Here is a 16,881-nt window from a genome sequence, read left to right on the forward strand (position 1 = left end):
ATTGAGCAAGTGATAGTTCTCAAAAACAGCGTAGATCAGTTGAGTGAATGAATTTACATAAAAAACAAAAGTTCTTGCTTTTTTCTTGATTTTTATATATGATTTTAACAATTTAGGGTAAAAATGAAAGAAAAGGGGTAACAAAAATGACGAAGTATCAACGGAAGGTTTTATTAGCAACATCATCAGGGATTGCATTAGAGAATATGGATATCATGTTCCTAGCTTTTTCTTTATCTTCAATGATTGCAACTTTTCATATTAGTGGAACGCAAGCGGGAATGATTGCGACGATCACTAATCTGGGGATGCTCGTTGGAGGTATTTTTTTTGGTCTGATGGCGGATAAATATGGTCGAGTAAAGGTGTTCTCTCAAACGGTTATCTTATTTTCAATTGCTTCATTATTGATGTATTTTTCTTCAACGATTTATTTAGTCTACTTGTTTCGGTTTATTGCCGGAATCGGGGCTGGGGGCGAGTATGGCGCTTGTATGTCTTTGATCTCTGAAACTTTTTCAAAAAAACAAATTGGACGAGCTTCGTCCATTGCTGGTATTGGAGCCCAAGTAGGCGCGGCTCTAGCTGCTATTTTGGCGGCAATCGTCATTCCATGGCTCGGGTGGCGCATGTTATATGTGATTGGTGTATTACCTGTATTATTAGTTTTAGTCATCCGACATGGCTTAAAAGAACCGGAGGCATTTCAAGCTGCGAAAGCAACTAAAAAGGCGACAAAGTTACGCAATCTATTTGAAACAAAAGAACTTACTTGGCAGACGATTGGCTTGAGTCTTATGGTGACTGTCCAAATTGCTGGTTATTTTGGTTTGATGAATTGGTTACCTTCGATCATGCAAGCACAACTAGGATTATCCGTTTCAGGTTCGTCTTTATGGATGGTGAGTACGATTGTGGGGATGTCATTAGGTATGTTGACTTTTGGGATCATCATGGATAAATTAGGTCCCAGAACAGCCTTTACTTTATTCTTGATTTGTTCAGCGCTCTCGGTCTTCTTACTCGTTTTAGCTCGTAGTCAATGGAGTTTAGTAGCAGCAGCGGTGGTTGTTGGTTACTTTATCAATGGCATGTATGGCGGCTATGGTGCAATCATTAGTAGCCTGTATCCTACTGAGATCCGTGCAACAGCCAATAACTTTATTATGAATTTAGGTAGAGCTGTAGGTGGATTTTCTTCGATCATTATTGGCTTTTTGATGGATCATTATCAATTATCTGCTGTGATTATTTTTCTAAGTAGTATTTATCTTGTCAGTCTAGTAGTCTTGTGGACACTTACTGGTGTAAAAGAATTAAAATTCAGCTTACAAGAATAACATCCATTGGTGTAAGTTATCAGTGGATAAGTAACATTCGTTATCATTTTGCTTTATAAAAAGATCGTTAAATAAATACGTATATTTTATTTTATCTAGGTAAATATACTTATTTTCTATTAAAAACATGGTATGATTATTAGTAATCGAATAAAGAAATAGGTGAATGTTCATGGATAGTATGGCGAAAGTCAATCAATTTAGAGACGAAAGAAATTGGCGACAATTTCATAACGAAAAAGATCTTGCAATTTCTATTTCCTTAGAAGCTTCTGAATTACTGGAGCTTTTTCAATGGAAGCAACCAGAAGAAGTGAAGGAAACTTCATTAGAGCGGATCAAAGAAGAACTGGCAGATGTCTTGATCTATTCTTACATGATGGCTGACAATTTACAGTTGGATCTTGATGAAATTATTGAAGAAAAATTAGCAAAAAATAAATTGAAATATCCAGTAGAAGCAAGTCGAGGACAACGAAAGAAATATACAGAACTTTAAGTGTGAAACTACAGGTTGCGTTTATTTTAGCTAAATAAGGGAGGCAAGTGAATGAAGGAAAAACCAAGCAAAGGTCGAGTAAAAAGATGGATCGCCAATTTTTTCTTATTTTTACTATTATTGGTTGGCTTAGCGTTAATTTTTAATGAACAGATCAAAGATTATTTTGTTAAAAATACCGGAGATAAATACGCAATTGCCAATGTGACAAAAGATGAAATCAAGAAAAACAACGAAAAAGAGGCAAGTTTTGATTTTGATGCAGTGGAGTCAATGAGTACGGAAAGTGTGTTGCGTGCCCAATTGAATCGAACGGACTTACCAGTTATTGGTAGTATTGCTGTTCCTTCTGTGGCAATCAATATCCCGATTTTTAGAGGTTTAGATAATGCGAACTTGCTTTATGGTGCGGGGACACTAGATCCTAATCAGCAAATGGGAAAAGGAAATTATGCTTTAGCGAGTCATCGTTCGAGCAATCCACAACTATTATTTACGCCCCTAGAAAATTTATCATTAGGAGATAAAATCTATTTGGTAGATTTGGAAAATGTCTATACGTATAAAGCAACCTTTAAAGAAAAAGTGGCACCGACGGAGACCCAGCTGTTAAATATCCAAGAAGGAAAATCGCTCGTTACTTTGATTACGTGCGGAGATATGAATGCGGTGACTCGATTAGTCGTTCAAGGCGAGTTAGAGAAGGTTACACCAATGAAAAAAGCGACGAAAGAAATGAAGGCAGCATTCAATATGGAAACACGAACATTTTAGAGGAAAATAGTTAATGAAAACCGACGATTGCTAGTTCGCTCGAATAGCTAATAGTTTTCGTCGGTTTTTTAATTTCTCATTTTTACAATTACTAAAAAAAAAGTTGAAAAGGCTTGCAAAAATAAAAGAAGGGTGCTATGCTTGATTCAGATAATTGATGGATTGTTACTGTTCGGCAGGCAAAACCAGAATTCAACCTAAAGTACAGGGGGATTCTAGGTTTTTTTATTTTTTTTATGAGAGGGCGAGGGAAAATGGTTATTGAAAAAGTCTTAAATAATAACGTCGTCATTTCAAAAAACGAACGAGGTGAAGAGATTATCTGTATGGGCAAAGGCCTCGCGTTTCAAAAAAGACCTGGTGATAGGATTGATAAAACAGCAGTTCAAAAAGAATTTGTTTTAAAAGATTCCTTAGCAACCAATCAATTTCAACAGCTGATGGCGGATGTCCCATTAGAAGAAGTAGAATTAGTCAAACAGATCGTTGATGTGGCGGAAGAACGATTAGGCGTTTCGTTGTCGTCAAATATTTATTTGACATTGACCGATCATATCCATTATGCGATTTGTCGAGCGAACGAAAATATCCAGTTACCAAATCCGCTTCTTTTTGAAACGAAGAAATTTTATCCGAAAGAATACTTGGTGGCCAAAGAAGTATTGCAATTGATTCAGAGAAAAGTTGGAGTCAGTCTACCGATTGACGAGGCAGGATTTATCGCTTTTCATTTAGTGAATAGCCAACAAGGAAATGGGGATATGCAAGTCACGATGACTGCAACGACGATCGTTAGAGATATTCTCAGCATTATTAGTAAGTTTTTTGGTGTGACATTTGACGAGGAATCGTTGAATTACCAACGAATCATCACCCATTTACAATTTTTTACACAACGCTATTTAAAAGGCGAAAGTTCGGATGAGCAGGATGAATTTCTCTATGCGCTCGTTCAAGGGAAATATCCAAAAGCCTTTCGCTGTTCGGAACGGATCAATGACTATCTCTTAAAAACGCAACAGGAACCAATGGGAGTCGCAGAGCAAATCTATTTAACGATTCACATCCAACGTGTAGTGAGTGAAAAACAAAGTACCCAATCTTAAGGATTGTTACTGGTAAAGCAGGCAAAACCTAGATTGAAAAATAGGGCACGAATTTTCGTGACCGTTTTTTCAATCTAGGTTTTTTATTTGATTAAATCAACTAGAAAGAAGGAAAAGAAGATGGATAATCAAGCAGTTGGTAAAAGAGTATGGGAGGCAGTCGGAGGTGAAAAGAATGTCAATAGTTTAGTACATTGTGCGACACGTTTACGTTTCAAATTAAAAGATGAATCGGTCGCAGATACACAAAAGTTAAAACAGGATCCAGATGTGATTCAAGTAGTACAAAGTGGTGGTCAGTACCAAGTAGTTATCGGTAGTAATGTGGCTGACGTTTACCAAGCAATCGTTGATGAGCAAGGTCTGACAGATCAATCAGGAACAGAGGATCAGTCAAAAAATCCTTTGAATCGCTTGATTGATATTATTTCTAGTATTTTCACGCCATTTTTAGGCGCAATGGCAGCTGCAGGGATCTTAAAAGGATTTTTATCTTTGGCAACGGTGTTAGGGTGGCTTTCAGCGGATACTGGGGCTTACCAAATTCTATTTGCAGCCGCAGATGGTGTCTTTACCTTTTTACCAGTGATGTTAGCTTTTACTGCAGCCAAAAAATTCAAAACGAACCAATTTTTATCTGTGGCAATTGCTATGGCGTTAGTTTATCCAGCAATCACGCAACTAGCTGGAGCTGGAGGGGCAGTGGATTTCTTTGGATTACCAATCGTGTTAGCTCAATCAGGTTACACATCTTCAGTGATTCCGATCATTTTGGCTGTTTGGGTCCAAAGCAAATTTGAACCGCTGGTGAAAAAAGTGATTCCACAATTTTTACAAATGATTTTTGTACCAATGATCGTTTTATTGGTGATGGTGCCATTAACTTTCTTACTGTTAGGTCCAATCGGGACAGTTATCGGTAATGGGTTAGGTAGTCTATTTAATTCGATTTACAGCTTTAGTCCATTAGTTGCGGGCTTGATTATGGGAAGTTTATGGCAAGTGTTCGTAATGTTTGGGATGCACTGGGGCTTTGTACCGATCATGTTCTTGAATATTGAACAATATGGGTTTGACGTCATGGTTCCAATGCTTTTACCAGCCGTTTTAGCTCAAGGTGGTGCAGCCTTAGCAGTGGCGATTCGGACCAAAGATACTAAGCTTCGTTCATTAGGTATTTCATCTACAATTACCTCACTTTTTGGCATTACGGAACCAACTGTTTATGGGGTAACTTTACCGTTAAAGAAACCGTTTGTCATTGCTTGTCTGTCAGCCGGTATCGGAGGCGCAATGATTGGTTTTGCTGGTGTGAAAGCTTTCTCTAGCGGGTTAGTAAGCTTGTTAACGATCCCAACGTTTATTAGTACGAACCAAGCAGTTGAATCCAATGTGACCATGGCAATCCTTGCGACAGCTCTTTCATTTGTCTTAGCATTCGTAGGTACGCTGGTCGTTGGATTTGATGAAACCGTCCAAGATGAAAAACTAGAAACAAATCAACAAACAACAGCAGGTGACACGATTAGTTCTGCTCGACATAATCTAAAAAGTCCTTTAAGCGGGAAAGTCCTGCCATTATCTGATGTTCCGGATAAAGTTTTCTCTTCTGGAGCGATGGGAAAAGGGCTTGCGATTGATCCGGAAAAAGGTGAATTGATTGCGCCAGCAGATGGGGAGATCACGACCATTTTTCCAACAGGTCATGCGGTTGGTTTAACAACGAAAGATGGAATTGAAATCTTGATGCATATCGGTATGGATACCGTTGAGCTTGAAGGACAAGGGTTTGAGACTTTTGTAAAACAAGGGGATCAAGTAAAAGCTGGTGATTTATTGGTTCGATTTGATATTGAAGCGATTAAAGCCGCTGGATACAGTGTGATCACGCCAATCGTTATTACAAATACGGAACATTTTGCTGATGTGTTGGAATTAAATCAAGAAGAACTGATTGCTAGTGAAGATTTTCTAGCAATTGTCAAATAAGGAGGAAATAGCAGATGACTACAAAGTTTTCAAAAGATTTTTTATGGGGTGGCGCTACAGCTGCCAATCAATTAGAAGGTGCTTACGATCAAGATGGGAAAGGGCTCTCAGTTGCTGACGCGATGCCTGGGGGGAAACAACGATTTGCAGTTATTGGCAGTGAAGACTTTGATTGGACGATCCAACCAGATAAATATACCTATCCTAACCATCAAGGGATCGATCATTATTATCGGTTTAAAGAAGACATTGCGCTTTTTGCTGAAATGGGCTTTAAATGTTATCGTTTCTCCATTGCTTGGACTCGGATTTTCCCTCAAGGAGACGAAGTAACACCGAATGAGAAAGGTTTAACCTTTTATGAAGAAGTGATTGATGAATGTTTGAAACATGGGATTGAACCTGTGATCACGATTTCCCATTACGAAATGCCATTAAATCTAGCAAAAAAATATGGCGGGTGGAAAAACCGAGAACTGATTGATTTTTACGAACGCTTTGCTAAAGTGGTGCTTGAACGATTCAGCGATAAAGTCAAATATTGGATGACGTTCAATGAGATCAATTCAGCTTTTCATTTTCCAGCTTTGAGTCAAGGATTAGTAAAAAGTAATGGTGCGGCTGATTATCAAAATATCTTCCAAGCATGGCATAACCAATTTGTAGCAAGTAGTAAAGCAGTAAAGATCGCTCATGAATTACGAGAGGATAGCCAAGTGGGTTGTATGATTATCTATGCAACGACGTATAGCATAGATGCTAATCCAATCAATCAAGTAGCTACATTGATCCAGAACCAAGAATTTAATTTCTTCTGTGCAGATGTTCAAGTACGGGGCAAATACCCGGCATACACAAACCGCACGTATGAAAAATATGGCGTAGATAGTGCCAAATTAGAACAAACGACTGAAGATTTTGAGTTGTTGCAAGCATATCCAGTTGACTATATCGGTTTCAGCTATTATATGTCTACTGCAGTCAACGAAACGGACCCAGATGCAGCGGCCTCAGCCGGTAATCTTTTAGGTGGAGTTAAAAATCCGTTCTTAGAAGCCAGTGAATGGGGATGGCAGATTGATCCAGAAGGTTTACGGATTGCATTAAACGAGTTGTACAACCGTTACGAAAAACCATTGTTTATTGTTGAAAATGGGTTAGGCGCGATTGATAAGGTAGAAGAAGACGGGCAAATCAATGATGATTACCGTATTGATTACTTACGTCGGCATATCGAAGCAATGGGAGAAGCTGTGGGTGATGGAGTGGAACTCATGGGATATACGCCATGGGGATGTATTGATCTGGTAAGTGCTTCGACTGGTGAAATGAGTAAACGTTATGGATTTATCTATGTTGATTTGGATGATGAAGGGAACGGAACCAAAAATCGTTCAAAGAAAAAATCTTTTGAGTGGTATCAAAAAGTCATCGCCACCAATGGAGAAGAACTGTAAGTCTGTATTCATGATAGAACCGTTGTTTACTAAGAAATTAAGAATAGTTCATTTCTGATAAAAAAAATAAGGTCATTTTTGACAAATCACTGTCGAAAATGGTCTTTTTTCTATTTGATCGAGCGATTCATTTTACTCTCGTTGTTCTAAAGAAAAAAATCACGAGATGTGGGAAAGTCTCACTTGTGTGCCCTGTCATAGAATGATAAAAAAATATCGGTTATTTTAAAATAATCATAGGGATTAGGAATGGAAGATGATATAATCTAAAATGAAAATGTGAAATAAATCACTATTGTTTTTGAAAAAATATGGGAAGTGTGGGTTTGAACATCTATGTATACACCAGAAGAAATTATGGATATCAGTATCCATCTTGGAACGAAAAAGATCCAAAAGCCAATTCTTGCGAAATTAATTCTAGGTTTTATCGGAGGAGCAATGATCTCGTTAGGTTATTTAGCCTACATCAGAGTTTCAGCTTCGATTCCAGAATCACTGGCGAGTTTAACTAGTTTAGTAGGGGCGGCTGTGTTTCCTATCGGACTATTGGTGATCCTGCTTGGTGGCGGGGAATTAATTACTGGAAATATGATGGCGGTTGCAATTGCTTTTATGGATAAAAAAGTAACTTTTTCACAATTAGTTAAAAATTGGACAATTATCACGTTAGCTAATATCGTGGGTGCCATTTTTGTTGCATATTTCTTTGGACACTTTGTCGGATTGACTCATTCAGGCGTTTATTTGGACCAAGTCATCCATATTGCTGATCATAAGATCGAAGCTTCTTGGTGGCAAGCACTTGGTTCGGGAATCGGTTGTAACTGGTTTGTCGGCTTAGCATTATGGCTATCCTATGGAGCAAAAGATGCAGCTGGAAAAGTATTGACTATTTGGTTCCCCGTAATGATTTTTGTTGCCATCGGTTTTCAGCATAGTGTGGCTAACTGCTTTGTGATCCCAGCCGCAATTTTTGAAGGACAAGCAACTTGGACAGAATTTCTCTTGAATTTTATCCCAGTTTATATCGGTAATATTGTCGGCGGTGCAATATTCGTATCAGGATTTTACTATGCAAGCTATAAGCATCATTGAAAATAAGCATGTTGATCGATAAGTTAGAAGACTAATAAGAACATCGAAGTTTGCGTTTTGCTTACTTTGGTGTTTTTTGTAACTGATAAAATAATTTCTTCCTATTATAATTTTATAGATAAAAAAGAAGAACTATTGTCTCAATCCTCAATCCATCAACATAGCTAATCCATGGCGTTTATATTCTTTTTTTATTTTTTATGTGCTATGATTCTAGTAACAAAATCGAAAGGTGAAGTTATGAAAAGGACACGTGTACTATACCTAGAAGTTGCAGACAAGATCAAAGAAGATATCTTTTCAGGAAAGTATCCTGTCGGCACCATGTTGCCTACAGAAAATGAATTAGAAGAAATGTTTCAAGTAAGTAAGATCACGGTTCGTAAGGCCATTGAATTATTAGCAACAGATGAATATGTCGAAAAGAAAAGCGGGCGAGGGACGACGGTAGTAAGTAATCGTCCATACAATCGTTTGTCAAAAGCGGCAAGTTTTACACAGATTCTAGAAAACTCACAACATACAGTTCACAAAGAAACGTTGGAATTAAAGAAAATCACTTTAAAAAAAGATCATCCATTATTTGCCTCTTTTGGTTCAACGGCTGTCTGTTTTAAGCGATTATACTACTTAAACGACCGTCCTTATATTTACTTTACGCATTATCTGCCAAGTGATTTGTTAGAAATCAAGCGCAAAGTATTTGATGAAGAGTCTTTATATCGTTTATTGACCCAAAAAGGTTATGCCATCGACTCCTTTGCCGATGATTTTTCCGCTGTGTTTCTAACAAAGGATGAACGGGAAATTTTAAAAACTACCTCAGAGATCGCGATTAAAAGAACGCGACAATCAAAGACCCACTTGGGGAAAACAATCGAATATTCAGAAGCAATTTACGAGACCAATCTGCATCCTTATCATATCGACTATGAAACATAAGGTTGTTTGAACGATGTTCTGCTTCAAGTAATAACGGCGAGCCTTAGAAAATAGCTTTTCATATTTTGTAAGGCTCGCCGTTATTACCGCAGAAGCAATCGTTCAAACACCGTCTATCAGGAGGTAAAAGCCTCAGGTTAAAGGCTTACCAGAAAATAGCTTTTCATATTTTGTAAGTACGCTCGTTATTACCGCAGAAGCAACCTTTTAAACACCGTCTATCAGGAGGTAAAAGCCTCAGGTTAAAGGCTTGCCAGAAAATAGCTTTTCATATTTTGTAAGTACGCTCGTTATTACCGCAGAAGCCATCAGATACATGGGTCAAGATATTCGCAGGTGGTTTTTTGTGATGGGGGAAGGATTGTGTATTTTTAGGATAAGCTTATTTAGAGAGTAGAAAAATTTTTACTATTTATAGAAATCGTTTACAAAGTTAGCATAATATGGTACGATCACTTTGATAAACATTATAATGTTATAAAAGGAGAGAGCGGCAATGGATAAGTTTGTAGGATTGATTGAACAAAAGATTATGCCAGTAGCTAACCGAATTGGAACACAGAGGCACATGACGGCAATTAGAAAAGGAATTATTGCAACGATGCCACTAACGATCGTCGGTTCATTTTTTACGATTTTACTGAACATTCCGATTGAATCTGTGGCAGCAGTGATCGAACCCTATCGGCAAATTTTGGATATTCCTTTTCGTTATACGATAGGGATTTTGGCATTATACGCAACATTTGGGATTGCTTCATCATTAGCAAAAAGTTATAAAGTTGATTCCTTGACGGCTGGTATATTAGCATTGATGTCTTTTCTGATCGTGGCAGCACCACCGACACAGGTATTAGAAGACTTGGAAGGAATCTCAGCAGGACGTTATATCAATATTTCGAATCTAGGATCAGGTTCATTATTTGGTGCCATTGTTACAGCAATTATTTCTGTCGAGATTTATCGTTTCTTCATTGAAAAGAAAATTACAATCAAGATGCCTGATGGGGTGCCACCAGAAGTGACAAACTCTTTTGTTGCGTTGATTCCTGGAGCGGTGATTTTGATTTTCTTCTGGGTGATCCGACATATGCTTGGTTTTGATCTGAATGGCTTCTTAAGTGAGTTGTTGATGCCGCTAAAAGGCATACTTGCAGGGAATAGTTTGTTTGGTGGTTTATTAACAGTCTTCTTGATTTGTTTTTTCTGGGTTCTTGGGATTCATGGACCAGCCATTATGGGACCAGTGATTCGCCCATTTTGGGATATTTCGATTGCTGAAAACATTGATGCTTTCAACGCTGGTGCGAATGCTCATAATATGCCGAATATTTTTACAGAACAGTTTTTACAGTGGTACGTGTGGATCGGTGGCGCAGGAACAACCTTGGCTTTAGTGGTTTTATTCATGTTCTCTAAATCAAAATATTTAAAGAGTTTAGGTCGATTATCGATTTTACCAGGACTATTCAACATCAATGAACCAATGATCTTCGGGGCACCGATTGTAATGAACCCAGTATTAGGGATTCCGTTCATTCTTGCACCGTTAGTAACGACTACTTTGTCATATGTCTTAACGGTTAGTGGTCTCATCCCAATGATGACGGCTCGGTTACCATTTGCTATTCCTTCGCCAATCGCGGCTTGGATGAGTACAAACTGGAGCGTAGCGGCTGGTGTGTTAGTCATTGCTAACTTTCTGATCACACTAGCTATTTACTATCCATTCTTCAAAGTATTCGAAAAACAACAACTGGCTCGTGAAGCAGAAGAACAAGCGCAAGAAGAAGCACCAATGGTGACGGGCGTTACCGAGGAACAAGCATAATAAAAAATGGAGGTTAGGGTTATGAAACGTGTACTAGGGATTTCACTTTACCCAGATCATAGTGATCCAATCAAAGACCAGGAATATTTGCAATTAGCACAACGTTATGGGTTTACCCGTATTTTTATGAGTATGTTAGAAGTAACGGAAGATCCCCTGATCGTAAAACAAAAGTTTCAAAAATTGATTCATTTTGCGAAAGAATTGGGATTTGAAACGATTTTAGATGTTGCTCCCAACATTTTTGAACAGTTGGACATTTCGTATGACGACTTAAGTTTTTTCCACGAAACTGGTGCAGATGGAATCCGTCTTGATTTAGGATTTGACGGCGGAAAAGAAGCTTTGCTGTCATATAACCCTTATCATTTAGCGATTGAGTTGAATATGAGTAATGATGTTGCTTATTTGGATAATATTTTGTCTCATCAAGCAAATAAACCCTTTCTCTATGGGTGTCATAATTTTTATCCTCAAGAAGGAACAGGCTTACCTTACCGATTTTTTGAGTCTTGCAGCCAACGATTTAAAAAACAAGGGTTACGAACGGCTGCTTTTGTTTCTTCTCAGGCAGGAACAATCGGACCTTGGGATATCAATGATGGGTTGACTACGTTAGAGATGCACCGTCATTTACCGGTCCATGTAGCAGCAAAACATTTGTTTGCTACTGGGTTGATCGATGATGTCATTATTGGAAATGCCTACGCATCTGAAGAAGAGCTGCGTATGTTAGGGGAAATGGATCGCTATCAAACAGTATTTACGATCGAGTGGCAGACAGCTACTCATGAAGTAGAACGACAAATTGTATTAGGAGAACAACATGTTCGTCGAGGAGATATCACTGAACAGGTTATTCGTTCCACTGAAGTTCGAAAAAAATATAAAAATGCAGAAAATGAAGCTCATGACAATGAAAATGAATTTCAAATTGGTGATGTAGTCATTGGAAATGATACATTTGGCAAATACAAAAATGAACTTCAAATTGTTTTAGAACCACATCGGGATGCAAGGAAAAATAAAGTTGGTGCAATTGTACCAGAAGAACATCTCTTACTAGATTTTATCCACCCATGGTCGAAGTTCAAATTTATAGAAAAGTAGGCGTTGTGATGTTCGATTTAGTGATCAGAAATGCTCGTACACTAACTGGCGAAACAATGGATATTGGAATCAATGATGGAAAAATCCAGAAAATCGCAACAAGTATCCCAGAAAAAGGAAAAACAGAACAAACGTTGCAGGCAGGGCACTATCTTTCTGCTGGCTGGATCGATGACCATGTCCATTGTTTTGAGGAAATGACTTTATATTATGATTACCCAGACCAGATTGGTGTGAGTAAAGGGGTAACAACGGTTATCGATGCAGGAACAACAGGTGCCGAAAATATCCATCAATTTTATGAACGAGCAAAAAAAGCCAAAACCAATGTGTATGCCTTGTTGAATATTTCAAAGTGGGGCATCGTAGAACAAGATGAATTAGCTGATTTATCCAAGATACAAGCGAATTTGGTCAAAGAAAAATTGACTGAATTTCCAGAATTTATTGTAGGAATCAAAGCCAGAATGAGCAAAACCGTGGTTGGGAATAATGGATTGACACCGTTGGAATGGGCGAAAAAAATTCAAAAAGAGAATCATCAAATTCCTTTGATGGTGCATATTGGCTCAGCCCCACCACATTTAGAAGAAATTTTGCAGCTTCTGGAAAAAGGCGATATCTTGACCCATTGTTTTAATGGGAAAGATAACGGGATTATGGAGAAAGAAACTCATCAGATTAAACCGTTTGTCAAAGATGCCTTAGCCAAAGGGGTGATTTTCGATATTGGTCATGGCACTGACAGTTTTAATTTTGAGGTGGCAAAAGCAGCCTATGACCAAGGAATCAAAGCGGACTCTATTAGCACGGATATCTATATTCGTAATCGAAAGAACGGCCCCGTTTACGATTTAGCGACAACGATGGAAAAATTGCATTTTATCGGCTATTCCTGGTCAGAAATTTTAGAAAAGGTAACTTGTGTGCCGGCTAAAAATTTTCATTTAGGAACGAAAGGTCAGATAGAAGTAGGTTTTGATGCGGATTTTACAATATTTGAATTTGTTGACCAAGAAAAGACGATTACTGACTCGAATGGACAACAGCAAGTGATCGATCAACAAATCAAACCAGTTAGCGTAGTTATTGGGGGAAAGAGTTATGAGTGTAAGTTATGATAAATTCAATTTAAAAGAAGTGATCAATGCTTCAGGCCGGATGACGATTTTAGGTGTTTCCAAAGTATCGGAATCTGTTTTGGCAGCGCAACGCTTTGGCGGCGAACATTTTTTTGAAATGTCAGACCTGAGTGAAAAAACGGGTGCTTATCTGGCGAATCTCTTAGCAGTTGAGGATGTTCAGATCGTTTCTTGTGCTTCTGCTGGTATTGTTCAAGCAGTGGCAGCGGTTATTGGCAAAGGAAGTCTAACTCATGTTTATCATCCTTATTCAACGACTATCAAGAAAAAGGAAATTATTTTACCCAAAGGACACAATGTTGATTACGGCACATCCGTTGAATTAATGATTCAACAAGGTGGGGGGCAAGTGATCGAGGCAGGTTATGCCAATATGTGTAGCTCTGAACATCTTGAAAGCTGTATTACTGAAAATACCGCAGCGATTCTTTATGTCAAAAGTCACCATACGGTTCAAAAAAGTATGTTGTCAGTAGAAGAAGCAGTAGCAGTTGCTCAAAAACATGAAATCCCGTTGATTGTTGATGCAGCAGCAGAAGAGGATTTATTCAAATACACTAAACTAGGAGCGGATCTAGTGATCTATTCGGGTGCAAAGGCGATCGAAGGTCCAAGTGCAGGAATGGTAATTGGAAAGAATCCTTATATACCATGGGTGCGATTACAATCAAAAGGGATCGGTCGTTCGATGAAAATCGGTAAAGAGAATATTTTAGGGTTTACTCAAGCGGTCACCGATTATCTTGAACATGGCAGTGAATCTGGTGAGTCAATGAAGCACCGTTTACAACCATTTGTTGAAGAGTTGAATCACATTGATCATTTATCAGCAACTATTGTTCAAGATCCAGCTGGTCGAGAGATTTATCGAGCGAGTGTTAAAATCAGTGATCGTCCTGCACATTCAGTTATTCAGGCACTAAAAGAAAAAAATCCAGCAGTCTATACACGAGATTATCAAGCGAATCATGGTATCATTGAATTTGACATACGTTCGGTCAATCAAGAAGAAATGAAAAAAATCATTGTTCGCCTGCAAGAAATCATGAATGAAACAAAATTATCTTGAGTGAAAAAGGAGAGAAAAAAATGTCACGAATTCCTAACTATTTACACGATCAAGTTTGTTTGAATGTTTTAGCTAATTCTGTTGAAAATGCGGTGGAGTGTTATGAAGCAGCTGAAGGACATATTTTGCTGGGGGTGCTTTCAAAAAACTATGAAACAGACGAAGCAGCGATTGCTGACATGAAAAAGTATCAAGCAGCAACGAATAATGCGCTATCAGTTGGCTTGGGAGCAGGTGATCCAAACCAGAGTCAAATGGTGACTCGTTTGGCAAAAGTCTTGCAACCACAACATGTGAACCAAGTATTTACTGGAGTGGGTGCTTCACGAGCTGTGTTAGGTCAAAATGAAACAGTGGTCAATGGATTAGTTTCACCAACAGGTAAAGAAGGGTATGTCAATATTGCAACCGGTCCTTTAAGTTCTCAAGGTACAGCAGGCGTAGTCACGATTGAAACAGCGATTCGCTTACTGCAAGATATGGGAGGAACATCAATCAAGTATTTTCCAATGAAAGGGTTAGCACATCAAAAAGAGTATGAGGCGGTAGCGCAAGCTTGTGCCACTTATGATTTTGCATTAGAACCAACAGGAGGAATTGATTTAACCAACTTTGAAGAGATCCTTCAAATCGCTGTCGATGCCAAGGTGAAAAAGATTATTCCTCATGTCTACAGCTCGATTATTGACCCTGAAACGGGCAATACGAAGCCAGAGGATGTCCGGACATTACTCCAAATCATGAAAAAAGTTGTCAGCTAAGATGAAAAAAGGTGAGAAAATGAAATTTGGGGCATTTGGAGAAGTGATGTTGCGATTGACACCTCCAGAACACTTGATGCTAGAACAAACCCATACATTAAGACTGGCATATACCGGAACAGGTGTGAATCTAGTTGGTAATCTAGCTCATTTTGATATGGAGAGTTATCTATTGACGGCTCTGCCCGATAATCGCTTAGGCAGTGCTGCATTAGCTAACTTAAAAAGTATCGGTGTTGAAACGAAGTATGTAATCCAACAAGAACAACATATCGGTACCTATTTCGCAGAAATGGGGTATGGTGTTCGTCCTACTGAAGTTACTTACCAAAATCGAAAACATAGTTCTTTTGGATTGTCTCAAGAAAATGACTATGAATTACAGGCGTTTATTGAAACAGTAGATCTTGTGCATATTTGCGGGATCAGTTTGAGTTTGTCTGATCAGTGTGCCGAAACAGCGATTTCTCTTGCCAAGAAAGCTCATGCTCAGGGAAAAAAAGTATGTTTTGATTTCAACTTTCGGCCAACATTGAACCAGGAACAAGATCAAAGAAACATCTTGAAACAACGCTATGAGGAAATTTTACCTTATTGTACGATTTTATTTGGCTCGATCCGTGATTTGACGGAATTATTAGAATGGCGAACAAGCGATTCAACGAAAAATCCTATCGCCTATATCCAATCCTTTTTAGCTTATTATGACATCGAATGGTTTGCTGGTACGAAACGAACTAGCAATGAAGGAAGAAAACAATTAAAAGGATATTTGATCACCGTCACAGAAGACGTTGAAACACCTTTTTACGAGTTATTTGTTTTAGACCGAATTGGTGCAGGGGATGCTTTTGCGGCTGGGATATTATTAGGATATGCGGAAAACTGGTCATTGACTAGAACCGTCGAGTTTGCAACAGGAAATGCTCGTTTGGCTCATGCAATCCAAGGAGATGTTCCGCTCACAACTAGAAAACAGGTTCAACAATTACTAGATGCGCCAGATGTCGATTTGATTCGCTAAGAAATAGTCTTGCGATGAATGGACGAAATAAAATGCATCGGAGCGTTAAAAAAGTCTTGAAACGGGAATCAGTGTTTCAAGACTTTTTGACATCGTCTGAAATATTAAAAGTTAGCTTTTAGTAGATAGCGGATCAGCCAAGAGTTGAATAAGCTGATGGTAAAAATCCAGAAATGATTGGATAGAGTTGCAACTGTAGCGGTCGTTTTAGATCGCTAACTTTCTCTGTTGTTTTTAGGGTCTAAAAGAAGGAGAAATATTTTTGACAAAAATCTGGGAGAAAAACAGTACAGTTTTTTGTAGGTTTTCGTTTTCTCTTGACTACCACGTAAGCGATCAGTATTATAAGGAACAGATAGAAACAGCCAAATAAAAAAAGGCACCTCCATTTCTAGTGGCAGCCAGAAACAGAGGTCTTGAAAAAGTCAACCACATTGACCAATCAAGTTTGCCATAGTCAATGGAAACCATCAACTTCGTTTATTGTATCGAATCTCAAAGGAGAAATCTACCTTTTTTGATGAGAAAAATAGATGAACTACATGTGTTTTATTTACTGTGCCATAAATGGATTGGATACGATGTGTCCAGTCCATTTTTTTATCCAAAAACATACACCTGAGGATAACGAGTAAAATGAAGATAGCAAGTGCAACAAATAGGGGAGAGTTTACTTGGGCGAGTAAAGTGTGTCAATGTTGGTTTTGGCTTTTTCAAGGAACATAAAAAAGCACATGTT

14 protein-coding genes are annotated in these 16,881 nt (G+C 38.3%); all 14 read left to right on the forward strand.

Going from position 1 to position 16,881, the window contains the following annotated elements:
- Positions 1 to 146: 146 nt before the first annotated feature.
- The 14 genes from AB5M32_RS00430 (at position 147) to AB5M32_RS00495 (ending at position 16,142) form a co-directional block, all read left to right on the forward strand.
- Positions 147 to 1,340: an MFS transporter gene (locus tag AB5M32_RS00430; protein ID WP_178286713.1), complete on the forward strand. Its 1,194-nt coding sequence runs from the start codon at positions 147 to 149 to the stop codon at positions 1,338 to 1,340.
- Between the two features lie 172 nt (positions 1,341 to 1,512).
- A complete protein-coding gene (locus AB5M32_RS00435) occupies positions 1,513 to 1,839 on the forward strand; it encodes a nucleotide pyrophosphohydrolase (RefSeq protein ID WP_010719940.1) in 327 nt (108 codons plus the stop codon).
- Positions 1,840 to 1,890: 51 nt separating this feature from the next.
- Positions 1,891 to 2,613: a class A sortase gene (locus tag AB5M32_RS00440; protein WP_010738352.1), complete on the forward strand. Its 723-nt coding sequence runs from the start codon at positions 1,891 to 1,893 to the stop codon at positions 2,611 to 2,613.
- A gap of 254 nt (positions 2,614 to 2,867) precedes the next feature.
- Positions 2,868 to 3,719, forward strand: a complete 852-nt coding sequence (gene licT / locus AB5M32_RS00445) for a BglG family transcription antiterminator LicT (RefSeq protein WP_010738350.1) — start codon at positions 2,868 to 2,870, stop codon at positions 3,717 to 3,719.
- 120 nt (positions 3,720 to 3,839) lie between these two features.
- Positions 3,840 to 5,708 (forward strand): beta-glucoside-specific PTS transporter subunit IIABC, encoded by a 1,869-nt coding sequence (locus AB5M32_RS00450; protein ID WP_161651951.1) that lies wholly within the window; start codon positions 3,840 to 3,842, stop codon positions 5,706 to 5,708.
- Between the two features lie 14 nt (positions 5,709 to 5,722).
- Positions 5,723 to 7,165, forward strand: a complete 1,443-nt coding sequence (locus tag AB5M32_RS00455; RefSeq protein WP_178286711.1) for a glycoside hydrolase family 1 protein — start codon at positions 5,723 to 5,725, stop codon at positions 7,163 to 7,165.
- A 336-nt stretch (positions 7,166 to 7,501) separates the two neighbouring features.
- Positions 7,502 to 8,263, forward strand: a complete 762-nt coding sequence (locus AB5M32_RS00460) for a formate/nitrite transporter family protein (protein ID WP_010719935.1) — start codon at positions 7,502 to 7,504, stop codon at positions 8,261 to 8,263.
- A 240-nt stretch (positions 8,264 to 8,503) separates the two neighbouring features.
- Positions 8,504 to 9,205, forward strand: coding sequence for a GntR family transcriptional regulator (locus tag AB5M32_RS00465; protein ID WP_010719934.1), 702 nt, complete (start codon positions 8,504 to 8,506; stop codon positions 9,203 to 9,205).
- Between the two features lie 496 nt (positions 9,206 to 9,701).
- A complete protein-coding gene (locus AB5M32_RS00470) occupies positions 9,702 to 11,036 on the forward strand; it encodes a PTS sugar transporter subunit IIC (RefSeq protein ID WP_178286709.1) in 1,335 nt (444 codons plus the stop codon).
- A gap of 21 nt (positions 11,037 to 11,057) precedes the next feature.
- Entirely contained in the window at positions 11,058 to 12,146 is a 1,089-nt protein-coding gene (locus AB5M32_RS00475) for a DUF871 domain-containing protein (RefSeq protein WP_178286707.1), read from the forward strand.
- 8 nt (positions 12,147 to 12,154) lie between these two features.
- The gene (locus AB5M32_RS00480; protein WP_178286705.1) at positions 12,155 to 13,267 is read left to right on the forward strand and encodes an amidohydrolase/deacetylase family metallohydrolase; all 1,113 of its coding nucleotides are present in this window, start codon (positions 12,155 to 12,157) and stop codon (positions 13,265 to 13,267) included.
- Complete coding sequence (locus tag AB5M32_RS00485; RefSeq protein WP_161651943.1) at positions 13,251 to 14,357, forward strand: DgaE family pyridoxal phosphate-dependent ammonia lyase; 1,107 nt, start codon at positions 13,251 to 13,253, stop codon at positions 14,355 to 14,357. Before AB5M32_RS00480 ends, AB5M32_RS00485 begins: the two co-directional genes overlap by 17 nt.
- 20 nt (positions 14,358 to 14,377) lie before the next feature.
- Complete coding sequence (locus AB5M32_RS00490; RefSeq protein ID WP_010719929.1) at positions 14,378 to 15,118, forward strand: KDGP aldolase family protein; 741 nt, start codon at positions 14,378 to 14,380, stop codon at positions 15,116 to 15,118.
- A gap of 19 nt (positions 15,119 to 15,137) precedes the next feature.
- On the forward strand, positions 15,138 to 16,142 hold the full coding sequence (locus AB5M32_RS00495) for a sugar kinase (RefSeq protein ID WP_178286703.1): 1,005 nt from the start codon (positions 15,138 to 15,140) through the stop codon (positions 16,140 to 16,142).
- The last annotated feature ends 739 nt before the right edge of the window (positions 16,143 to 16,881 follow it).

The sequence above is a fragment of the Enterococcus sp. C57 genome, from assembly GCF_040887305.1.
GTDB lineage: Bacteria > Bacillota > Bacilli > Lactobacillales > Enterococcaceae > Enterococcus_B > Enterococcus_B hirae.